20 protein-coding genes are annotated in these 22,155 nt (G+C 68.3%); 13 read left to right on the forward strand and 7 right to left on the reverse strand.

Going from position 1 to position 22,155, the window contains the following annotated elements; all coding sequences use genetic code 11:
• Positions 1 to 42: 42 nt before the first annotated feature.
• On the reverse strand, positions 43 to 1,686 hold the full coding sequence (locus tag CLV77_RS02825; protein ID WP_076979349.1) for a CTP synthase: 1,644 nt from the start codon (positions 1,684 to 1,686) through the stop codon (positions 43 to 45).
• A 175-nt stretch (positions 1,687 to 1,861) separates the two neighbouring features.
• A complete protein-coding gene (secG, locus tag CLV77_RS02830; protein WP_076979348.1) occupies positions 1,862 to 2,242 on the reverse strand; it encodes a preprotein translocase subunit SecG in 381 nt (126 codons plus the stop codon).
• A 375-nt stretch (positions 2,243 to 2,617) separates the two neighbouring features.
• Here secG and CLV77_RS02835 point away from each other — a divergent pair, with 375 nt between their 5' ends.
• Together CLV77_RS02835 and CLV77_RS02840 are read left to right on the forward strand one after the other, a co-directional pair.
• Positions 2,618 to 3,910: an adenylosuccinate synthase gene (locus CLV77_RS02835; RefSeq protein WP_076979347.1), complete on the forward strand. Its 1,293-nt coding sequence runs from the start codon at positions 2,618 to 2,620 to the stop codon at positions 3,908 to 3,910.
• Positions 3,910 to 4,125 (forward strand): DUF2842 domain-containing protein, encoded by a 216-nt coding sequence (locus tag CLV77_RS02840; RefSeq protein ID WP_076979346.1) that lies wholly within the window; start codon positions 3,910 to 3,912, stop codon positions 4,123 to 4,125. Before CLV77_RS02835 ends, CLV77_RS02840 begins: the two co-directional genes overlap by 1 nt.
• A gap of 127 nt (positions 4,126 to 4,252) precedes the next feature.
• Here CLV77_RS02840 and CLV77_RS02845 read toward each other — a convergent pair whose 3' ends face one another.
• The gene (locus tag CLV77_RS02845) at positions 4,253 to 6,616 is read right to left on the reverse strand and encodes a midas domain-containing protein (RefSeq protein ID WP_076979345.1); all 2,364 of its coding nucleotides are present in this window, start codon (positions 6,614 to 6,616) and stop codon (positions 4,253 to 4,255) included.
• A gap of 255 nt (positions 6,617 to 6,871) precedes the next feature.
• Between CLV77_RS02845 and CLV77_RS02850 the strand changes: the two genes are divergently transcribed.
• Complete coding sequence (locus tag CLV77_RS02850; protein ID WP_170043944.1) at positions 6,872 to 7,540, forward strand: thiamine diphosphokinase; 669 nt, start codon at positions 6,872 to 6,874, stop codon at positions 7,538 to 7,540.
• 7 nt (positions 7,541 to 7,547) lie between these two features.
• Here the strand turns inward: CLV77_RS02850 and CLV77_RS02855 are convergent, their stop codons facing one another.
• The gene (locus tag CLV77_RS02855; protein WP_076979344.1) at positions 7,548 to 8,618 is read right to left on the reverse strand and encodes a cation diffusion facilitator family transporter; all 1,071 of its coding nucleotides are present in this window, start codon (positions 8,616 to 8,618) and stop codon (positions 7,548 to 7,550) included.
• Between the two features lie 48 nt (positions 8,619 to 8,666).
• Positions 8,667 to 10,052 carry an L-serine ammonia-lyase gene (locus CLV77_RS02860; protein WP_076979343.1) on the reverse strand — a complete coding sequence of 462 codons (1,386 nt, stop codon included), beginning with the start codon at positions 10,050 to 10,052 and terminating at the stop codon, positions 8,667 to 8,669.
• A 283-nt stretch (positions 10,053 to 10,335) separates the two neighbouring features.
• On the opposite strand from CLV77_RS02860, the gene rpiA reads away from it, so the two are divergent.
• The 6 genes from rpiA (at position 10,336) to CLV77_RS02890 (ending at position 16,990) form a co-directional block, all read left to right on the forward strand.
• A complete protein-coding gene (gene rpiA / locus CLV77_RS02865) occupies positions 10,336 to 11,124 on the forward strand; it encodes a ribose-5-phosphate isomerase RpiA (protein WP_076979342.1) in 789 nt (262 codons plus the stop codon).
• Positions 11,125 to 11,135: 11 nt separating this feature from the next.
• Positions 11,136 to 12,497: a glutathione-disulfide reductase gene (gene gorA, locus CLV77_RS02870; protein WP_076979341.1), complete on the forward strand. Its 1,362-nt coding sequence runs from the start codon at positions 11,136 to 11,138 to the stop codon at positions 12,495 to 12,497.
• Positions 12,498 to 12,657: 160 nt separating this feature from the next.
• Entirely contained in the window at positions 12,658 to 13,863 is a 1,206-nt protein-coding gene (hflK, locus tag CLV77_RS02875; RefSeq protein ID WP_076979340.1) for an FtsH protease activity modulator HflK, read from the forward strand.
• A complete protein-coding gene (hflC, locus tag CLV77_RS02880; RefSeq protein ID WP_083707710.1) occupies positions 13,863 to 15,020 on the forward strand; it encodes a protease modulator HflC in 1,158 nt (385 codons plus the stop codon). The genes hflK and hflC overlap by 1 nt, the downstream gene beginning before the upstream one ends.
• 15 nt (positions 15,021 to 15,035) lie before the next feature.
• On the forward strand, positions 15,036 to 15,227 hold the full coding sequence (locus CLV77_RS02885; RefSeq protein WP_076979339.1) for a DUF2065 domain-containing protein: 192 nt from the start codon (positions 15,036 to 15,038) through the stop codon (positions 15,225 to 15,227).
• Between the two features lie 323 nt (positions 15,228 to 15,550).
• On the forward strand, positions 15,551 to 16,990 hold the full coding sequence (locus CLV77_RS02890) for a Do family serine endopeptidase (RefSeq protein WP_076979338.1): 1,440 nt from the start codon (positions 15,551 to 15,553) through the stop codon (positions 16,988 to 16,990).
• 102 nt (positions 16,991 to 17,092) lie between these two features.
• Here the strand turns inward: CLV77_RS02890 and CLV77_RS02895 are convergent, their stop codons facing one another.
• Positions 17,093 to 17,671, reverse strand: coding sequence for a peptidoglycan-binding domain-containing protein (locus CLV77_RS02895; RefSeq protein WP_076981014.1), 579 nt, complete (start codon positions 17,669 to 17,671; stop codon positions 17,093 to 17,095).
• Positions 17,672 to 17,960: 289 nt separating this feature from the next.
• Between CLV77_RS02895 and CLV77_RS02900 the strand changes: the two genes are divergently transcribed.
• From CLV77_RS02900 to CLV77_RS02915, 4 genes are all read left to right on the forward strand, one after another.
• Positions 17,961 to 18,476 carry a hypothetical protein gene (locus CLV77_RS02900; protein ID WP_076979337.1) on the forward strand — a complete coding sequence of 172 codons (516 nt, stop codon included), beginning with the start codon at positions 17,961 to 17,963 and terminating at the stop codon, positions 18,474 to 18,476.
• Positions 18,466 to 19,509 (forward strand): cation diffusion facilitator family transporter, encoded by a 1,044-nt coding sequence (locus tag CLV77_RS02905; protein WP_083707904.1) that lies wholly within the window; start codon positions 18,466 to 18,468, stop codon positions 19,507 to 19,509. The genes CLV77_RS02900 and CLV77_RS02905 overlap by 11 nt, the downstream gene beginning before the upstream one ends.
• A gap of 172 nt (positions 19,510 to 19,681) precedes the next feature.
• Positions 19,682 to 20,005: a 2Fe-2S iron-sulfur cluster-binding protein gene (locus tag CLV77_RS02910; RefSeq protein ID WP_076979335.1), complete on the forward strand. Its 324-nt coding sequence runs from the start codon at positions 19,682 to 19,684 to the stop codon at positions 20,003 to 20,005.
• 14 nt (positions 20,006 to 20,019) lie between these two features.
• Positions 20,020 to 20,751, forward strand: coding sequence for an FG-GAP repeat domain-containing protein (locus tag CLV77_RS02915; protein WP_076981013.1), 732 nt, complete (start codon positions 20,020 to 20,022; stop codon positions 20,749 to 20,751).
• Positions 20,752 to 20,812: 61 nt separating this feature from the next.
• Here CLV77_RS02915 and purD read toward each other — a convergent pair whose 3' ends face one another.
• On the reverse strand, positions 20,813 to 22,096 hold the full coding sequence (gene purD, locus CLV77_RS02920) for a phosphoribosylamine--glycine ligase (RefSeq protein WP_076979334.1): 1,284 nt from the start codon (positions 22,094 to 22,096) through the stop codon (positions 20,813 to 20,815).
• Positions 22,097 to 22,155 lie beyond the last annotated feature (59 nt).

Raw genomic sequence — 22,155 nt, forward strand, 5'->3', positions numbered from 1 at the left:
AGAAGGGAGGAACAGGCGCGCAATTTCGCGCCCATTCGCAAGTCAGACCAGGCGCGAGGTATCCTTGGCCGCGCGGATGAAGTCGCGGAACAGGGGATGGGGCGCGAAGGGCTTGGACTTCAGCTCGGGGTGGAACTGCACGCCGATGAACCACGGATGGTCCTTCCACTCGACGATTTCGGGCAGGCGGCCGTCGGGCGACAGGCCCGAGAAGCACAGCCCGACCTTCTCCAGCGCTTCGCGGTACTTGATGTCGACCTCGTAGCGGTGGCGGTGGCGTTCCTTGATGTGGCGGGTGCCGTAAACCGAGGCCACGTTCGAGCCTTCGGTCAGCGTGGCGTCGTATTCGCCCAGGCGCATGGTGCCGCCCTTGTCGTCCAGCACGGTGCGGGCAATCGTCTCGTTGTCCTTGATCCATTCCTTGAGGTGGAAGATCACCGGCTCGAACCGCTTCTCGCCCGCCTCGTGGTCGAACTCCTCGGACCCGGCGGTGGTCATGCCGGCGACGTTGCGGGCGGCCTCGATCACGGCCATCTGCATGCCCAGGCAGATCCCCAGGTAGGGGACCTTGCGGGTGCGGGCGAACTCTACGGCCTTGATCTTGCCCTCGGTGCCCCGTTCGCCAAAGCCGCCGGGCACCAGGATGGCGTGGAACCGTTCCAGGTGGGGGGCGGGATCCTCGCGCTCGAAGATCTCGGCGTCGATCCACTCGATCTTGACGCGGACCCGGTTGGCCATGCCGCCGTGGGTCAGCGCCTCGGCGATGGATTTATAGGCATCCTCAAGCTGGGTGTACTTGCCGACGATGGCGACGCGGACCTCGCCCTCGGGGTTGAAGACCCGGTCGGCCACGTCTTCCCAGATCGACAAGTTGGGCGCTGGCGCGGGGTGGATGCCGAAGGCGTCCAGAACCGCCTGGTCCAGCCCCTCGCGGTGATAGGCCAGAGGCGCCTCGTAGATCGAGCGCAGGTCGGGCGCGGCGATCACGTCCTCCTTGCGGACGTTGCAGAAGAGGGCGATCTTCTCGCGCTCCTTCTCGGGGATGGGCTTGTCCGAGCGACAGACCAGGATGTCCGGCGCGATCCCGATCGAACGCAGCTCCTTGACCGAGTGCTGGGTGGGCTTTGTCTTCAGCTCGCCCGAGGCACCGATCCAGGGCAGCAGCGTGAGATGCATGAAGATGCATTGCCCGCGCGGCTTGTCCTGGGCGAACTGACGGATCGCCTCGAAGAAGGGCAGGCCTTCGATGTCGCCGACGGTGCCGCCGATCTCGCACAGCATGAAATCGACCTCGTCCTCCCCGATGGAGATGAAGTCCTTGATCTCGTTGGTGACGTGGGGAATGACCTGGATCGTCTTGCCCAGGTAGTCGCCGCGACGCTCCTTCTCCAGCACGTTGGAATAGATCCGGCCCGAGGAGACGCTGTCGGTCTTGCGGGCGGCGACGCCGGTGAAACGCTCGTAATGGCCAAGGTCGAGGTCGGTCTCGGCACCATCGTCGGTGACGAAGACCTCGCCATGCTCGAAGGGCGACATCGTGCCCGGGTCCACGTTGAGATAGGGGTCAAGCTTGCGCAGACGGACCGAGAAGCCGCGCGCCTGCAGAAGCGATCCAAGCGCCGCCGATGCCAGGCCTTTGCCCAACGACGAAACAACCCCACCCGTGATGAAAACGAACCGTGCCATATGCTCGGTTACCCCCGTGAATCCAGATTTCCGACCGGCCGAACCGCCAGGGCGGAAACGACAGTATCACGGGATTTGAATCATATGGGATTCGCGGCGCCCCCGCAAGCGAACCGCAACATGTTGGCGGGACCAAGGTCCCGGCCAACAAACCATAGTGGTGATTTCGCCCTACCTACTCGGCGCGCGGCGGCGTCAGCGGCGTGGCCGAGCCCGAGCTGCCGCTGGAGGGCGGAAGCAGATCCGATGCCGGCGGCAGCGCGCCGTCGGTGGCGCCCGACTCGGCCGCGGGGGCCGGGGCGCCCAGCCGGTCGATGACCGACTGACCTGCCGAATTCTGTGCCGCAAAGATTGTCAGCGTGATGGATGTCGCGATGAAGCCCGCCGCCAGGAACCAGGTGATCTTGCCCAGCGCCGTCGCAGCCGAGCGGCCCGACACGACACCGCCGCCCCCGCCGCCGATCCCCAGGCCGCCGCCCTCGGACCGTTGCAGCAGCACGACCCCGATCAGGGCCATGGCCAGAAGCAGATGAATGACGAGAACCACGTTTTCCATGGGGCGAACCCTTTGCGTTGCAACAGGCGGTGTCTAGAAGCTTGCGGCCCATATCGCAACCCCCGATCGGGCCGTTGATCGGCGGTGATCGGCGGCGGTGGGGCGTCCCGGCGCGCGCCCCTGAACGGGCGGCGACCTGTGCCCGCGCCCAACTCCTCGCCCGTGCATGGGCGCGCGCCGCGCGTATGGGCAAGGAATACGCCGGTGCCTGCGCCGCCCCGGACATCGCCAATCTTGGCCGGCGCGGGGGCGTGGAGGGGCGGGGCGCGGCATATTGCGGCCCGCGCGCGCCGGAATCGGACGGATTCGCTGTTTCCCCCCGCTGCGGGGGGCGTTATACGGGCGCGGGTTTTTCATCCCCCAGGAGATTGAGATATGGCCAACGTGGTGGTTGTCGGCGCGCAATGGGGCGACGAGGGCAAGGGTAAGATCGTGGACTGGCTCAGCGAGCGGGCCGACGTGATCGCGCGGTTCCAGGGTGGGCACAACGCCGGCCATACGCTGGTCATCGACGGCGAGGTCTACAAGCTGAGCCTGCTTCCCTCGGGCATCGTGCGCCAGGGCAAGCTGAGCGTCATCGGCAACGGCGTGGTGCTGGATCCCTGGCATCTGGTGTCCGAGATCGCCAAGCTGCGCGAGCAGGGCGTCGAGATCAGCCCCGAGACGCTGATGGTGGCCGAGAACGCGCCGCTGATCCTGCCCATCCACGGAGAGCTGGACCGCGCCCGCGAATCCCAGGCCTCGGTCGCCAAGATCGGCACCACCGGCCGCGGCATCGGCCCGGCCTACGAAGACAAGGTCGGGCGCCGCTCGGTCCGGGTCGCCGATCTGGCCGACGCCGCCACGCTGGAGTTGCGCGTCGACCGCGCGCTGGTGCATCACGACGCCCTGCGCCGCGGTCTGGGCCTTGAGCCGGTGGACCGCGATGCGCTGCTGGCCTCCCTGCGCGAGATCGCGCCCGAAGTGCTGCGCTATGCCGCCCCGGTGTGGAAGGTGCTTAATGAGAAGCGCAAGGCCGGCAAGCGGATCCTGTTCGAAGGTGCGCAGGGCGCGCTTCTGGACATCGATTTCGGCACCTATCCCTTCGTCACCTCGTCGAACGTGATCGCGGGACAGGCGGCCACCGGCACCGGCATCGGCCCCGGCTCGATCGATTTCGTGCTTGGCATCGTCAAGGCCTACACCACCCGCGTCGGCGAGGGTCCTTTCCCGGCCGAGCTGAACGACGCCAACGGCCAGCGTCTGGGCGAGCGGGGCCACGAGTTCGGCACCGTCACCGGCCGCCAGCGCCGCTGTGGCTGGTTCGACGCGGTGCTGGTGCGCCAGACCTGCGCCACCAGCGGCGTCAACGGCATTGCCTTCACCAAGCTCGACGTGCTGGACGGCTTCGACGAGCTGAAGATCTGCGTCGCCTACGAGCTGGACGGAGAGCGGCTGGACCACCTGCCCATCGCCGCCGATCAGCAGGCCCGCTGCACCCCGGTCTACGAAACCATGCCCGGCTGGAGCGAAAGCACCGAAGGTGCGCGGTCGTGGGCCGATCTGCCCGCCAACGCGATCAAATACGTGCGTCGCGTCGAAGAGCTGATCGATTGCCCGGTGGCGCTGCTGTCGACCTCGCCCGAGCGCGAGGATACGATTCTGGTCACCGACCCCTTCGCCGACTGATGGCGCTGGGATACAAGGCACGGCGGCGCCTGGCGCTGCTTATACTGTTGCTGGGCCTACCGGCCTATGTGGTGGTGGCCGTCACCGTGCTGTCGCTGCTGGACCGCCCGCCGCTGTGGCTGGAGCTTCTGGTCTACGTGGTGCTGGGAATCGTCTGGGCGCTGCCCTTCCGGGCGGTGTTCCGGGGGATCGGAAAACCGCCCCCCGACGCCTGAGCGCGGGCCGGGACCGACCGCAACACACCCTGCTGGAAATGAAAAAGGCGACCGGATCCCCGGTCGCCTTTCCCGTTCCCGGGGCCTGCCATGTGCGAGCAACCCACAACGGTCCCCGGGTTCCCCGTCACTCCCCGGCGTAGCGGGCCTCGGGAGCAAACTTGCTGTCTTCCGCGATGACGAACTGACCGCGCTTGAGCTTGCGGATCGCGCCATTGCGCAGAAGGGTGCCGAAGGACCGCAGCCCATCTTCGCGCGAATATCCGCGATCGGCCTGAACCTGTGCCACGTGGCCCATGATGTGGGGGCGCGTGAAATGCGGCCGCCCCTCGACGAAGGAGACGTAGGCGGCGGCGGCTTCCAGCAGGTCGGTCAGCTCGGAGGCGCCCAGTTCCTCGGCGAACTCGGTGAAGCTTTGCGCATTGGCCAGCTCTTCGTGGGTCGCGCGCTCAGCGCCGCCGGTCATGATCCGGCGCTTCTGAAGCAACTCCAGCGCGTGGTTGCTGGGCTGGTCGATACGCTGCTCGGACACCAGCACCAGGGGTGCGGGACGTTCGCGCGGCGCCTCGGGCTCGGCCTGCATCTCTTCGGCGGTCGATGCGACGGCCTGTTTCTCGGCCGGTGCCATGGCGCGGATCGCGGCGCGGGCGGCGCGGTCGGGGCGCACGACCTGCTGGAGGTCCTGACGGTAGTCGGCGGCCTCGTCGGCGGCGACGGCGGCACCGCCGCGCGCCTTGCGCTCGGCATTGGTGGCGGCGACGGCGGCCTTGAGATGCGAGATCGCGTTCACGCGGCGGCGGTTGTCATCCTCCTGCAGGCGGTCGTTGGTGGCGGCGATGATACGCTCCACCGCGGGGCCGTCATGGGCGATGCCGATCTGGGCCAGGCGGGCGCGGCCCGACTGTTCGCGCAGGGGCAGGGCGACGCGGTCGCCTTCGCGGTCATCCTCCTCGCCGGTCAGCGCGCGTGCCTCGGCCTTGGCCTCGGCACCTTCGACAACCGAGCGGCGCACCTTCAGAACCCGCACCCGGCGCATCTGCACCAGGTCCGAGGCGCTGGGCGTGATCGCGGCCTCGGACACTTCGGTACCTTTCTCGGCGGCGTCTTCGGTGCCCTCGTCCGATGCCTCATCCGCTGCCTCGGCCGTGGTCTTGGCCGCAACCTCGGTCACCTCTGCTTCGGTGGCGGTGTCATCCTGCGCAACGATCTCGGGCTGCTCGGCGCCGGCGATCTCGTCGTCCAGCGCGGCGGCCAGAGCATCTTCGAACTCGTGCCCGGCCGTGGCGGGGGTGTCGTCCTCGGCCGCAACCTCTTCTTCGGCGTCAGACGCGGCGACTTCCTCGGTTTCCTCGACCTCGGTGGTGTCGCCCATGGCGGCGCCGATCACGTCCGATAGATCGGCCTCGTCGCTGGTCTGCCCATCGGTCAGAGCAACCTCGGGGGCAGTCTCCTCGGCGATTTCTTCGGCGGGCAGCTCCTCGGCTGTGTCCTCAGCGACCACTTCCTCGGCCTCTGCTTCGGCCTCGACTTCGGGCGCCGCGTCGCTTTCCAGCGAGCCCAGCGCCGCCAGGATGGCCGCGTCGTCGGCATCGCCGCCCTCCGCCTCGTCCTGCACATCGTCCTGAGCCGCAACGTCCTCTTCGGAGGCCGTCTCTTCGGCATCGGCCCAGGCGGCAATCTCGTCTTCGCCTTCGTCCTCGTCCTGGGCGTCAGCGTCGATATGGAAGGTCTCGACCGTCTCGGAAACGGTGATCTCGGTCTCTTCGATCACCGACTCGGTGACGACCTCCTCGGGCGTGTCCTCGGCGGCGGCCTGCTCGGGCGTCGCGTCAGAGGCCGGGGTTTCGGTCGGCTGGGGTTCTTCGGCGGGGCGGCTGCGCGCGGCGCGGTCTGACGCGACGGAGGCGCGGATGCGCGCCAGCTTTTCGGCCACGCTTTCGACGATCGGCGCATTGACCGGATCGGCGGCGTCCACTTCTTCCTCCTCGTAGCCTTCATCGCTGGCTTCGGCGGGGATGTCGGTGGCGGGGGTGGCGGCGGTTTCGGCCTCGGGCGTCGTCCGGTCGGCGCGGCGTGCGGCCAGCGCATCCTCGATCTCGTCGCCGCTGATGCTGTCGCTTTCGCCATCGGACGCATCGTCGGCCAGCGCCTCGCGGGCGGTGATGGACGGGTCGACCGCGGCGGCGGTGTTCAGGTTGTCGGCGTCGGACGCCTTGGCGACGGTGGCCTCTGCCGTCTTGGCAGGTGCCTCTGCGGTGGCGGGGGTGTCGCTGGCGGCTTGCGCGGCGGGCGCGGCCTGGGCACCCTCTCCATCATCCTCCTGGCTGGGGCGGAGGGTGACGGAATTGTCGCCAAGCTGGGCGCTGACCCGCTTCTGGATCGCGTTCTCGGCGATCCGGTGCAGCATGTCGGCATCCGGCACGGGCGGTTCGGCACCGAAATAACGGTCCTCCGCGGCCAGATCCCTGAAATATTCGGCAATCGCCTTCATTGTCGTGAACGGTTCGTCGAAACCCTCCAGTGTGCAGGAGAATGTTCCGTAGGAAACCGTTAGAATTTTACTCACACTAACCATCGTTTGCTCGCTTCCTCGCTACCCAGCATGGTCAGTTTAGTCCTTTTGTCGGGGGCGACCCAAAGGTTTTGCGAAAATTCGACTCGATTCGGCACGGTTTGATTGTGCTTTGTTGCGGGGCTTGTCATCAATTCCGGCATGATACCCCGAATTGTTCGCGACGTCACACAGATGACACTATTGGGCGCAGGGAAGGCTAGTCCGGCCGACCTTAACCGCGCCCTACTGGAAGCTCCGATTCTGGTCGGTTTGGACGGGGGCGGGGACCAGGCGATTAAACTGGGACATACCCCTGCGCTGGTCACCGGCGACCTCGACAGCCTGGGTGCCGAGGCGCGCGCGCATTTGGGCGAAGGGAGGATCCTGTGCACGCCCGATCAGGACAGCACCGACCTGGACAAGGCGCTTGAGGTTCTGCCCGACGCGCTTCTGCTTTGCCTGGGCGTCAGCGGCGCGCGGCTGGACCACACGCTCGCAACGATCAGCACGCTGGTGCGGAACCCGGCCCGCCGCATCGTGGTGATCGCCGAGGATGATATCGTCTTCCTCGCGCCCCGGCAGATGCGGATGGAGCTTGCGCCCGGCAGCCGCCTGTCGCTTTTCCCGATGGTGCCGCTTCGGGCCGAAAGCCGGGGACTGGAATGGCCGCTGGACGGGCTGGACCTGTCGCCCAACGGGCGTATCGGCACCTCGAACAGGGTCACCGGGCCCGTCAGCCTGAGCGTCTCGGACCCCGGATTGGTCGTGCTGCTGGAGCGCGGGGCGGGGGACGGCGCCTGGCGGGGGGAGAACGCCCTGCGCCAGGCGATGGCGGTCATGGCCGCGCCCACGGGCTGGTGAACGCCCCTCAGGCGGCGTGGCCAGGGGGTGTGCCGGTGGTCGGCGCCCCCGGTTCGCCCTGCGGCGCGCCGGCGCCGGTTCCGGGCGCCAGCCGCTCCACCTCGATCGTCACGTGGTCGAAGCCGAATTTCTCTTTGAGGATCGCGCGGATGCGGTCGCGGACCTCCTCGGGGTGTGCCCCGGGGTCGATCTGGGCCTGGGCGGTGAACATGGGCCGTTCCTGGGTGATCGACCAGGCGTGCATATGGTGCAGGCGGACCAGCTCGGGGATGGCCTCCTGGACGGTGCGGGCGATGGCGCGGGGGTCTGTGCCGTTGGGGGTGCCCTCCAGCAGGATGTGACCGCTTTCGCGCACCACCCGCCAGGCCGAGCGCAGGATGATCGCCGCCACCAGCACCGAAAGGATCGGGTCGATCGGGGTCCAGCCGGTGAAGATGATGACGATCGAGGCCACCAGCGCCCCGACAGAGCCCAGAAGGTCCCCCGCCACATGCAGCGCCGCCGCCCGGACGTTGAGGTTGTCGCTGTCGTCGCTGCGGGTCAGCACCCAGAAGGCCAGCAGGTTGACCACCAGCCCGCCCAGCGCGACCCAAAGCATCAGACCGCCCATCACCTCGACGGGATCGCGGAAGCGGCGGATCGCCTCGATCAGGATCCACAGGGCGATGGCGAAGAGCGATATGCCGTTGACGAAGGCCGCCAGCACCGAGAAGCGATCAAACCCGAAGGTGCGTTTCCAGTCGGCCGGGCGGCGGGCGATACGGAAGGCCAGCCACGCAAGGATGAGCGAGGCAAAGTCGGTCAGCATGTGCCCGGCATCGGCCAGAAGCGCCAGCGAGCCCGAGACAAGTCCCCCGGCCACCTCGGCCAGCATGAAGCCGCCTGTCAGAAGTGCTGCCCACGCCACGGCGCGTTCGCGGGCGGGGCTGTCGATCTTGGCGTGGTCATGGGAATGGCCCGGCGCGTGGTCGTGCCCCTTGCCTTTGCCGTGCCCCCGGTCGTCGTCATGCCGGTGCGCGTCTTTGCCAGCGGCGGGCGTGTCCGGGGCCTGCGCCCGGGGGGTGGGGTGATCCGTCATGGGGCCTCCGGCATGGGTGCTGTCCGGCGCTCCGTCATCGGATCGGGATCAGCAGTTCGGTACGTTAACGGCCAACCCCCCCAAAGAGGTTTCCTTGTATTTTTCGCTCATGTCCCGGCCAGTCTGGCGCATGGTCTCGATCGCCGCATCCAGGGGCACCAGATGCGCCCCGTCGCCCCGCAGGGACAGCGAGGCCGCCGAGACGGCCTTGATCGCGCCCAGGCCGTTGCGCTCGATGCAGGGGACCTGCACCAGGCCGCGCACCGGGTCACAGGTCATGCCCAGGTGATGCTCCAGCGCGATCTCGGCGGCGTTCTCGACCTGGGCCGCGCTGCCTCCCAGGACGGCGCAAAGCCCCGCCGCCGCCATGGCCGCGGCCGATCCCACCTCGGCCTGGCAGCCGCATTCGGCCCCCGAGATCGAGGCGTTGGTCTTGATGATCCCGCCGATGGCCGCCGCCGTCAGCAGGAATTCCGCGCTGCGCGCAGGCGTCGCCTGGGGCACGAAATCCAGCCAGTAGCGCAGCACCGCCGGCAGCACGCCCGCCGCCCCGTTGGTGGGGGCGGTGACAACCTGACCGCCGGCTGCGTTTTCCTCGTTCACCGCCATGGCGTAGGTGGCGATCCAGTCGTTGACCGTGTGCGGCGCGGTCAGGTTGCGCCCCTGCTCGGCCAGCAGGGCGCGGTGGATGGTGCCGGCCCGGCGCCGCACCCCCAGCCCGCCGGGCAGGATGCCCTCGGCCGCAAGCCCGCGGTCGATGCAGTCGTGCATGGAACGGGCAAGCTCCTCAAGGCCGCGATCCAGCTCGCCGGCGGACATCGACGCCAGCTCGTTGGCGCGCTTCATCTGCGCGATGGTCAGGCCGGAACTTGCGGCCATGCTCAGCATCTCTTCGGCCGAGGTGAAGGGGTGGGGCACGGCGGCGGGGCTTGTGGCTGCGTCCTCGTCGGCGCGGGCGCCCTCCAGCTCGTCTTCCGACAGCACGAAACCGCCGCCGATGCTGTAGTAGGTCCGTTGCAACACCCGGTCGCCCTGGCCGTCCAGCGCCCAGAAACGCAGGCCGTTGGAATGGCCGGGCAGGGGCGGGCCGTAGTCGAAGACCAGATCGTTTGCAGGGTCGAAGGCCAGCGGCGGCAGTCCTTCGGGGGTGACCTGACGCCGGGCCGTGACCTCGGCCAGAAGCGGTTCGGCGGTCTCGGGATCGCAAGTGACGGGGGTCAGGCCCGAAAGGCCCAGGATTACCGCCCTGTCGGTGGCATGACCGCGCCCGGTGAAGGCCAGCGAGCCATGCAGCGACGCACCCACCCCCGCGATGGTGAAGGGACAGTCGCGCAGGTCCGCCAAGAAACGCGCCGCCGCCACCATCGGACCCATCGTGTGCGAGGACGAGGGGCCGATGCCGCGTTTGAAGATGTCGAAGACGCTCAGGAACATGGACGGGCTTTCGGACTTGCGGGGCCGGGGGGCCCGGGGATGCGTTCGCACCACTAGAGGGGCGGCGGTGTTCGTTACCAAATGGCGGGGCGCGACGGCGCGGGCTTGTCCGAAAGCGACCCTTTTCGGGGCGGGGCGGCAGGGGGAGTGCCCGCAAATGCCGCAGGCCCCTGTCGGACGGATGTGAGGGCGCGGAACGGCCGGGGCGTTCTGACGCGAAATCCGACCTCGCAGCCCCGGCGGCTTGGGCCTATAGTGCGCCAAACAAATCCGGAGGTGTTCCATGCCCGCAGATCTTTCCCCTTCCGACAAGGCCAAGTTCCTGGCCGCGAAGCGCGCCGTCGACTACGTCAAGGACGGGATGCGGGTCGGGCTTGGCACCGGCTCCACCGCGGCGTGGATGGTGCGTTGCCTGGGGGAGCGTATCCGCGAGGAGGGGCTGAAGATCACCGGGGTTCCGACCTCGCGCCGGACCTACGACCTGGCCCAGCAGGTGGGCGTGCCCGTCGCGACCCTGGAAGAGACGCGCTGGCTGGACCTGACCATCGACGGCGCCGACGAGTATGATTCGCAGCTCAACCTGATCAAGGGCGGCGGCGGCGCGCTGTTGCAGGAGAAGATCGTCGCCACCGCCTCGGACCAGATGATCGTGATCGCCGACATCACCAAGCAGGTCGAGACGCTGGGCGCCTTCCCCCTGCCGGTCGAGGTCATCAAGTTCGGCTGGCAGACCACCAAGCTGTTGATCGAGGAGACGCTGATCAACATGGACGTGATGGGGCGCGAATGCTCCCTGCGCATGAATGTCGACGAGCCTTACATCACGGACGAGGGCAACTATATCCTGGATCTACACCTGCGCCGGATCGCCAAGCCCAGCCAGCTGAGCCTGGTGCTGAACCAGATCCCCGGGGTGGTGGAGAACGGCCTGTTCATCGACATCTGCGACGTGCTGGTGATCGGCCATCAGGACGGCCGTGTCGAGGTGCGGGACATCAACAACGGGACGGTCGAGAACGAACGCATCGACATCCTGGAAGAGGACAACCTGTTCCAGGACCTATCTGACTGAGAAGGACTTCCATGACTTTCGACTACGATCTGTTTGTCATCGGCGGCGGCTCCGGTGGCGTCCGTGCCGCACGCCTGGCCTCCTCCGAAGCCGGCGCGCGGGTCGGGCTGGCCGAGGAATACCGCATGGGCGGGACCTGCGTCATCCGCGGCTGCGTGCCCAAGAAGCTGATGGTCTTCGCGTCGGGCTATTCGAGCGTGGTGGATGATGCGCGCAACTTCGGCTGGGAACTCAGCACCGGACCTTTCCAGTGGGAGACCTTCGCCGGCCACATGAACCGCGAGCTCGACCGCCTCGAGGCGGCCTATCGCAACACGCTGGCCAAGGCCGGGGTCGAGGTCTTCGACGCCCGCGCCGTGCTGGAGGACGCCCATACCGTGCGCCTGTCCACGGGCGAGCGTTTCAGTGCCCGGCACATCCTGGTCTGTACCGGTGGTCGCCCCGTGCTGCCGCCGATCGAGGGGGCCGAATATGGCATCACCTCGAACGACATCTTCCTGATGCCGCACATGCCCAAACGGATGCTGATCGTGGGCGGCGGCTACATCGCCAGCGAGTTCGCCTGCATCATGAACGGGCTTGGCACCGAGGTGACCCAGTTCTACCGCGGCGAGCAGATCCTGCGCGGCTTCGACACCGAAACCGCCCTCTTCGTGCAGGAACAGATCGTCGAGCGGGGCGTGAACCTGCGGCTCAACACCAATGTCACCCGGCTGGAAAAGCTGGACGACGGTCGCGTGCGCGCCCATGCCACCGACGGCACCGCCGAGGAATACGATCAGGTTTTCTTCGCCACCGGGCGTCACCCCAATACCGAGAACATGGGACTGGAGGAACTGGGCGTCGCGCTGGGCAAGCGCGGCGAGATCCTGGTTGACGAGTTTTCGCAGACCGGGGTGCCCTCGGTCTACGCGGTGGGCGATGTCACCGGCCGGATCGACCTGACCCCGGTCGCGATCCGCGAGGGCGCGGCCTTCGTCGAGACGGTCTTCCACGGCCGCCCGACCCCGGTGGATCACGCGCTGGTTCCCAGCGCCGTCTTCACCCAGCCCGAGATGGGCACCGTGGGCCTGACCGAGGAAGAGGCCGCCGAGCATGGCCCCGTCGAGGTCTACACCACCCGCTTCAAGCCGATGCACCGCGCCTTCGCCGGGCGTTCCGACCGGGTGCTGATGAAGCTTCTGGTGCAGAAGGACACGCGCAAGGTGCTGGGCTGTCACATCGTGGCCGATCAGGCCGGCGAGATGATCCAGCTTGTCGGCATCGCGGTGAAGATGGGGGCCACCAAGGAGGAGTTCGACCGCACCTGTGCCGTCCACCCCACAATGGCCGAGGAGCTGGTCACGATGAAGGCCCCGACCCGCACGATCTGACGGGTGGGCGAATTTCCCCGGCGGGGCGGGTCGCTGACCGAAATGTCAGCGGGTTCCGCACCGTCGGGCTGTTGCGGCCACCGGCAGAAGCCGCATAGGTTGCAAGTGACGACGATTGAAAAGAAGATGAACGCTTCGAGTGAAGAGAGGACCAACCCGTATGGCTAGCAATAACGGCGGCCCCTGGGGCGGCGGCGGATCGGGCAGCGGTGGCTCGGGCGGTAACCGCGGCGGACAGGGTGGCGGCAATCGCGGCGGCGGACGCCCGCCGCGCGGCGAGGGCCCCCAGATCCCCGAGATCGACCAGATCATGAAAAAGGGACAGGAACAGCTGCGCGTCCTCATGGGCGGCAAGGGCGGCGGCAATGGCGGCACCCCCCAGGGCGGCGGCGGCCCGACCATGGGTCGCGGCACCATCGGGATGATCGCGCTGGCGGCAGTGGCCGCCTGGTTGTTCGCCTCGTTCTACACGGTGCGCCCCGAAGAGCAGTCGGTCGAACTTTTCCTTGGTGAATACAGCTCCACCGGCACGCCGGGTCTGAACTTCGCCCCCTGGCCCGTGGTCACCTACGAGGTGGTTTCGGTCACCCGCGAACAGACCGAGGATATCGGTGTCGGCCGCGGCAACCGTCTGGACCAGGGCCTGATGCTGACCGGCGACGAGAATATCGTCGACATCGACTTCCAGGTCGTCTGGAACATCAACGACCCGGCCAAGTACCTGTTCAACCTGCGCGACCCGCAGCAGACGATCCGTGCGGTCTCCGAATCGGCCATGCGCGAGATCATCGCCCAGTCCGAACTGGCGCCGATCCTGAACCGTGACCGTGGTGCTATCGCCAACCGGCTGCAGGACCTGATCCAGGCGACGCTGGAAAGCTATGACAGCGGCATCAATGTCGTCCGCGTCAACTTCGACAAGGCCGACCCCCCGCGCGAGGTCATCGACAGCTTCCGCGAGGTCCAGGCCGCCGAGCAGGTCCGCGACCGTCTTGAGAAGCAGGCCGATGCCTATGCCAACCGCGTCCTCGCCGGCGCACGGGGTGAGGCCGCGCAGGTTCTCGAAGAGGCCGAGGCCTATCGCGCCCGCGTCGTCAACGAGGCCGAGGGTGAGGCGTCGCGCTTCAGCGCGGTCCTGACCGAGTATCGCCGCGCCCCCGAGGTCACGCGCAAGCGTCTCTACCTGGAGACGATGGAAGAGGTGCTGGGCGACGTGGACAAGATCATCCTCGACGACACCGGGGCCGGCAAGGGATCGGGCGTCGTGCCCTACCTGCCGCTGAACGAGCTTGGCCGCGGCCGCACCGGTGCCAACACCGAGTCCGCAACCCCGCGCACGCCGCGTAACACGGAAGGGGCCAACTGATGCGCCGCACTGCCTTCATTCTGCCCGTCGCGGTGGTTGCGCTGATCGCGCTGCTGTCATCGGTCTTCATCGTGGACGAGCGCGAGCGCGCGCTGGTGCTCCAGTTCGGGCGGGTGGTCGACGTCAAGGCCGAGCCGGGCCTGGCGTTCAAGATCCCCCTCATCCAGGAAGTCGTGCGCTATGACGACCGGATCCTCAGCCGCGACATCGACCCGCTGGAAGTGACGCCGCTGGACGACCGCCGCCTGGTGGTCGACGCCTTCGCACGCTTCCGCATCGTCGATGTCGAACAGTTCCGTCAGGCTGTCGGCGGCGGCGGCATCCGTGCGGCCGAAGACCGTCTGGACCGGATCCTGCGGGCCGAAACCCGCGAAGTTCTGGGTTCGGTTTCGTCCAACGACATCCTGTCCTCGGACCGGGCGGCGCTGATGCTGCGCATCCGCAACGCGGCCATCGCCGAAGCGCGCGCGCTGGGTATCGACATCATCGACGTCCGCCTCAAGCGCACCGACCTGCCCGAGCAGAACCTCGAGGCCACCTTCGCCCGGATGCGCGCCGAGCGCGAGCGCGAGGCCGCCGACGAGATCGCCCGCGGCGAAGAAGCCGCCCAGCGGGTCCGCGCCCAGGCCGACCGCACCGTGGTCGAGCTGGTCTCGGACGCCCGGCGCGAGGCCGAGATCGCCCGTGGTGAGGCTGACGGCCGCCGCAACGCGATCTTCGGCGAGGCCTTCGGCAGCGATCCCGAGTTCTTCGAGTTCTATCGTTCGCTGAACGCCTACAAGAAGGCGCTTCAGGGGCAGAACTCGACCATGGTCCTGTCGCCCGACAGCGAGTTCTTCGACTACCTGCGCTCGGACAGCGGCCGGTCGGCGACCGGCAGCGAACGCCCCTCGGCCTCGGGTCGGGCGGCGGTGGTTGAGCCTGCGGCGCAGGATGCCGCCCCCTCGGAAGAGGCGGCGGGCGAAGAGCCGGCCAACCAGGACGCGGCGCCTGCCGCTGATGCCGGCACCGATACGGGCGCTGATACGGGCACGGGCGCTGATACGGGCACGGGCACTGATACGGGCACCCAGGCCGGTGATCCGGCCGGGGACACCGGAAACACCACGGGCGGGACCGAGACCCGGCCGCTGGTGCCCGGCACACCGGCACAATAGGCCGGGGGGCGACGGATGGCCGAGACCTTCGTCACCGCCCTGGGCATCGCGATCTTCTTCGAGGGGCTGGTGTTCGCACTGGCCCCTTCGCGTATGGAGGAGCTGGTGCGCCTCATCGCGCAAATGCCGCGCGAGACCCGGCGCCTGCTGGGGATTTCGGCGATGCTGACGGGGCTGGTCATTGTCTGGATCGGAATGGGTGCCTAGATAACGGACAACGGCTGCCGCGCGGAACGCGGCGCACGGGGCTCCCACCGGGCCGCGCCGCGAAAGCGGAGAGGGACATCGCCGCGCCAGGAGGGGCGGGGCGCGCCACCTGGACCCCACGCGGGCCGCCGCACGACGTTCCTCTCACGGGGAATTCATCCCGCGGCGTCCCCGGCGCCCCGGTCTTTGCTTGCCCTTTCGGCAGCAAGTGGAATTATTGGCCGGCAGGCAGGCGCCCGCGATCTGCCGGCACAGACTTGAATGAGGAGGATCAAGGCGTGGAAGCAAAAGTCATCACCCGGACACGACCCACAACCCAGCCCATGCGGCTGTTTCTGGCACTGGTTCTGGGACTGGCGCTGGCCCTGTTCCAGGTGATGGAGGCAAAGGCCCGCGCCGCGCCCGAAAGCTTCGCCGACCTGGCCGAGAAGGTCAGCGCGGCGGTGGTCAACATCACCACCTCGACCACGGTGGCCACCACCGGCCCCGGCCCCGCGCCGATGGTTCCCGAAGGCTCCCCGCTTGAGGATTTCTTCCGCGACTTCATGGACCGCCAGAATCGCGGTGACGGCCAGCGGCCCCGCCGCAGTCAGGCGCTGGGCTCGGGCTTTGTCATTTCCGAGGACGGCTTCATCGTCACCAACAACCACGTCATCGACAAGGCCGACCAGATCACGATCGAGTTCTTCAACGGTCGTGAGCTTGAGGCCAAGGTGATCGGCACCGACCCCAAAACCGATATCGCTCTGCTGAAGGTCGAGGCCGACGCGCCTCTGCCCTTCGTCAGCTTCGGCGACTCGGATGTGGCCCGCGTGGGCGACTGGGTGATGGCCGTGGGGAACCCGCTGGGCCAGGGCTTCTCGGTTTCGGCGGGCATCGTCTCGGCCCGTAACCGGGCGCTTTCGGGCACCTATGACGATTTCATCCAGACCGACGCCGCGATCAACCGGGGCAACTCGGGCGGGCCGCTGTTCGACATGAACGGCGAGGTGATCGGCGTGAACACCGCGATCCTGTCGCCCAACGGCGGCTCGATCGGGATCGGCTTTGCCATGTCCTCGGCGGTGGTGACCAAAGTGGTCAACCAGCTCAAGGAGTTTGGCGAGACCCGGCGCGGCTGGCTGGGCGTGCGCATCCAGGACGTGACCGACGACGTGGCCGAGGCGATGGGCCTCGCCAAGGCCGCCGGTGCGCTGGTGACGGATGTGCCCGACGGCCCGGCCAAGGATGCAGGCATGGCCGCCGGTGACGTCATCCAGTCCTTCGACGGCAAGGATGTCGCGGACACCCGCGAACTGGTGCGCGTCGTCGGCAATACCGAGGTCGGCAAGGCCGTCCGCGTTGTTGTCTTCCGGGGTGGCAAGACCCAGACCCTGAAGGTCACGCTGGGCCGCCGCGAGGATGCCGAGGCGATCCCGGTGGCCGGTGACGGCCCCGACGCCGACACGCCCGCCGAGCCCGAGGTCGCCGAGGTGCTGGGACTCAGCCTTTCGCCCCTGACGGACCCGCTGCGTGCCGACCTGGAGCTGCCGAAATCGGCCCAGGGCCTGGTCGTGCGCGATGTCGACCCGGAAAGCGAAGCCTACGAGAAGGGCCTGCGCGCGGGTGACCTGATCTCCGAGGCCGGCCAGCAGAAGGTGTCCGAGGTCGCTGATCTTGAAGATCAGATCGACGCCGCCCGCGAGGCTGGCCGCAAGACGATCCTGCTTCTGGTCCGCCGCGATGGTGAGCCGCGCTTCGTGGCGCTTGCCCTGGGCGAGTGACCGGGGGCCGGGATCCCCGGCCGCCACGACCAACGAACATGACCCGCCGTGCGAGATGTCGCGCGGCGGGTCTTTTCATGGTGACCGGCAGGAATTTGGGGGTCAGCCCTCGGCGCCCGGGCGCGGTCCGAAATCATCGGGCGACAGGCCCAGGGCGCGGGCGCCGTCCAGGGTAATCTCGGCCGTCTCGGCCCCGCGCTGGGTCTGGAAGCGGCGCACGGCGCGCCTCGTCTCGACGTCCATCTGGCCCGTGACCGCCCCGGTATAGAGGCCGCGCGCCTGCAAGGCCCGCTGAAGCGAGGCGACGAAGGCCGGCGTCATCTGGTCGGGGCAGGGGATCTGGAACCAGCTTTCGCGGCGCGGGCGCACGATCCGCTGGTGGGTTTCTGTGTGGTAGATGCCGGGGGCGCGGACGCCGCCATCGCTGCCGATCTCGGGCGGCTGCACGACGACCTGCTCGGTCACCGACTCGATGATCGCGGGTTCGACGTCGCGGGTCCAGCAGCTGTCGGGCGCGGCCCCCTCGGGGCGCAGGATCAGGCCCGCCTCGCCGACGCTGTCGCGCGACCGGCTGACAATGGGGGCGATCCCCTCGACAAAGGCAGTGGTTCGGCCCGGCCCGTCGCAGCCGGCCGCCAGGCCAAGGGCCAGAAACAGCCCCGTCTTGCTTGCATGCGTCATCATCTGCGTCTTGCCTGCCGTCCCGTTACCGGTCGCCCACGGCCTTGCCCGCGTGCCGCTAGTGCGGGCGGGGCGCGCCGGTGTCGCCGTCTTGTTGGCCCATGCCGCGACAGGGGCCACGGCGGGGCGGGCCGATGATACCCGCTTTACCCTTGCCGCGATAGGCCGGGCGCAGGGGCATCGCCCGGCGGTCCGCCGCTGTGGCCCGTGCGACATGACGGGAGGGGCGGAACCGGGTGCAACTGGCGGCGTTGAGGCCACGATCAGCAACGGGTGGAGTGGAACGAGAATGCGGAAGGTCGTGGCACTCCTGGTCTTCGGCCTGCTTGCGGCCTGCCAGCTTCCTCTGGACCCCGAAGGCACCACCGACCGGGTGCAGGGCGCCGAGCTGGTCGTCGGCCTGCTGACCGCGCGCCTGGGCGAGACCGACCGCGCCGCCGTTGCCGCCGTCGCGCAGGAATTCGATGCCTCCCCCCGCCTGATGAACGCCGCCCCAGACGTGCTGATGGCCGAGCTGGAAAGCGGCTCGGTCCACCTGCTGATCGGCGACGTGCCCTCCAACACCGCCCTTGCCACCCATGCCGCCGCGACCCGCGACTTCGGCTCGGTCCGCATCGGCGAGGACTCCCACAAGCGCATCGCCCTGGTGCGCACGGGCGAGAACGGTTTTCTCAAGCGGGTGAATATCGCCCTGGGCACCCCCGCCATCCGCACCAGGGCGGCCACCGCCGGTCAGCAGACGCTGGATCGGACGGATCGGCAGGATGCGGCGCAACCGGCCGGGGGGGCAGCAGATGCACGGTGATGACCAGGGCGGCAACGGCCGCGACACCTCGCACAACCCGCCCCTTCCTGACGAGGTGCGCGCCGATCTCGACCGCGCCAGCCGGCTGGAATGGTGGACGCTGTTCTGGCTGGGCACCATCGTGATCGTCATGGGGCTGGTGATGGGCTCCAGCCAGGCCATGAAGGCCGCCTGGATCGAGGATCTTCTGTCCATGGCGCCCCCGGCCATGTTCCTGCTGGCCCAGCGCTGGGAACGGCGGGCGCCGACAAGGCGCTTTCCCTACGGGTTCCAGCGGGCCGGATCGCTGGCGTTCTTCCTGTCGGCGGCGGCATTGGCCGCGATGGGCGGCTATCTGGTCTATGACGCCATCCTGACCCTCATCAAGCAGGAGCATCCCACAATCTCCTCCATCCCGCTGATGGGGCAGGAGGTCTGGATGGGCTGGATCATGATGGCGGCGCTGCTCTACTCGGTGATCCCGCCGGTGATCCTGGGCCACAAGAAAAAGAAGCTTGCGGCCAAGCTTCAGGACAAGGTCCTGCATACCGATGCAAACATGAACGCCGCCGACTGGATGACCGGTCTGGCGGGGATGGCCGGGCTTGCCGGGATCGCGCTGGGGTTCTGGTGGGCCGACGCGGTGGCCGCCGGCATCATCGGGGCGGACGTGCTGCGCGACGGTCTGCGCAACCTGCGCATCTCGACCGCGACGCTGCTGGACGGGGCGCCGCGCTGCCTCGACAGCGCCGATATCCACCCCGACGTGGAGCGGATCCGCGCGGCCCTGCCCGAGGGGTATCACCTGCGTGCCCGCGAAACCGGCCGCTACATCCGCATCGAGGTGACGCAAGACCAAAGCGTCGATCCCGGCGAAGAGCTGTCGCGCGCCCTGCTGGATGAAGAGCATTGGCGACTGGTCGCCGTTACCGCCCCGGGGGCCGAGGACCTGTGCCGCGCCATCCCAGGTGTGCTGGATCCCGACCGCGACCCGCTGCGCGGAGTGGCGCAGGGCGGGGACGCACGGCAGGCCGACAGCGACCGGGACGGATGACCCCTGGGCCCGCGCCCGGGGCCTCGCGACACCCGTCCACGCCATCCGCCGCACCGCTCAGGTCCATTTCGTGACCGTTTACTGCGGAATCGTGCACAAATCGCACTGGAAGGTGGCCCCCCCACTCGCTACATCAGACCGAACCCCAAGAAAGACGCGCCCGGAGGACTGGATGGCCAAAATCACCTATATCGAACACAACGGCACCGAACACGTGGTTGAGGTCGCCAACGGCATGACCGTGATGGAAGGCGCGCGCGACAATTCCATCCCGGGGATCGAGGCCGATTGCGGCGGTGCCTGCGCCTGTTCGACCTGCCACGTCTACGTCCACCCCGACTGGGTCGACCGGCTGCCCGGCAAGGATTCGATGGAAGAGGACATGCTGGACTTCGCCTACGAGCCCGACACCCAGCGATCGCGCCTGACCTGCCAACTCAAGGTGACCGACGCGCTGGACGGCCTTGTCGTGCAACTGCCCGAGAAGCAGATCTGATGGGGATGCGGCACATGCTCCCCGCCCTGCTGGGGGCTGTGCTGCTGGGCGCGCCCGGCGCTGGCGAAAGCGCCCCCCGCGTCATCTCGAACCCGGTCGAACCCACCGTCACCGCCGCCCGGTACGAAGAGCCGACCACGCGCTACACCCACGGCATCCTGGGCGATGACGAGGAGTGGGGCGCGCTGGTGCTGGAGATGTCGGACGGCACCGCCCGCCGCATCCGCCTGCCGCAAGAGCGCGTGTTCGAGGATGTCGCCCCCCGCCTGGCCGATCTGGACGGCGACGGCGCCCCCGAGGTGATCGTCGTCGAGACCGAGGTCACGCTGGGCGCACAGCTTGCCGTTTACGGGGCCGAGGGCAAGATTGCCGCGACCCCGCATATCGGTCGCTCAAACCGTTGGCTGTCGCCGATCGGGGCGGCGGATCTGGATGGCGACGGTCATGTCGAGATTGCCTATGTCGACCGGCCCCACCTAGCCAAGATCGTGATGATCTGGCGTTACCAGCACCAGGCATTGACCCGGGTCGCGATCCGCGAGGATTTCACCAACCACCGCATCGGGGATGCCGAGATCTGGGGCGGTATCCGTCAGTGTGGTGACCAGCCGCCCGAGATGATCGTCGCCGACGCCGGGTGGCGCAACCTGCATGCCCTGCGCTTTGACGGGCAGAAGGTGACGGACCGCCGGCTTGGTCCGCTCAAGCAGACAGGCGATTTCAAGGCCGCGATGACTTGCCCCTGAGGGGGCGCCAGGTGCCGCGGGGGCCTGTTCGGGCAGGGCAACGGCGGCCCCGCCCTTCGCCTCAGTCTGTCAGCGCACGCCAGCCGATGTCACGACGATAGAAACCGCCGGGCCAGTCGATACCCGCGACGGTCTCGTAGGCCCGCGCCTGCGCTTCTTTCAGGCTGGCGCCCCGGGCGGTGACGTTCAGGACCCGCCCGCCGTTGGACAGCAGCGCGCCGCGCCCGTTGGCGGCATCCTCGCGAACGGTTCCGGCGTGAAAGACCATGCGCATGCTGTCCTCGGGCAGGTCTTCCAGCCCGCCGATCACCTCGCCCTTGGCATAGCTTCCGGGATAGCCCCGGGCCGCCATGACGACGGTGATCGCGTGATCCTCGGCCCAGTTGACCCGGGCATCCGACAGTTTCTCCCTGGCGCAGGCCAGCAGCAGGTCCAGCACCTGCGCGCCCAGGCGCATCATCAGCACCTGGCACTCGGGGTCGCCGAAACGGGCGTTGTATTCCACCAGACGGGGGGCGCCGTCCTTGATCATCAACCCGGCGTAAAGCACGCCCGAGTAGGGGGTGCCACGCCGCGCCATCTCGGCCACGGTGGGGCGGATGATCTCGTCAAGGGCGCGCTGCTCGACCTCGGGAGACAGGACCGGCGCGGGGGAATAGGCGCCCATGCCGCCGGTGTTGGGGCCCTCGTCGCCCTCGTGGACGCGCTTGTGGTCCTGGGCGGTGCCGATGGGCAGCACGTCGGTGCCGTCGCACAGCACGAAGAACGACGCTTCCTCGCCCTCCATGAACTCCTCGATCACGACGACGGCGCCGGCAGAACCGAAGGCACCGCCGAAGATCTCGTCGACGGCTGCCAGCGCCTCGTCCTCGGTCATGGCGACGATGACGCCCTTGCCGGCGGCAAGCCCGTCGGCCTTGATGACGATCGGGGCGCCCTGTTCGCGGATGTGGGCGCGTGCGGGCTCGGCCTCGGTGAAGCGGGCGTAATCGGCGGTGGGGGCGCCGGCGGCGGTGCAGACCTCTTTCATGAAGCTCTTCGAGCCTTCAAGCCGCGCGGCCTCGCGGTCGGGGCCGAAGCACAGGATGCCTGCCGCGCGCAGTGCATCGGCCACGCCCGAAACCAGCGGCGCCTCGGGGCCGATGACGACGAAATCGACCGCGTTCTCCTCGGCGAAGGTGCAGACCGCGCCGCCGTCCTCGATGTCCAGCCGGGCGCATTCCGCGATCTCGGCGATGCCGGCGTTGCCGGGGGCCACGATCAGCCGGTCGCATTTCGGGTTCTGCTGGATCGCCCAGGCAAGGCTGTGCTCACGCCCTCCGCCTCCGAGGATAAGGATGTTCATGGCGTGCCCCTTCGTCTTGGCCTTGGATCTGCCGCGTTCTAAGGTGCCCCCGAGCCAAG

Source organism: Brevirhabdus pacifica, from assembly GCF_002797755.1.
In the GTDB taxonomy this organism is placed as follows: Bacteria; Pseudomonadota; Alphaproteobacteria; order Rhodobacterales; family Rhodobacteraceae; genus Brevirhabdus; species Brevirhabdus pacifica.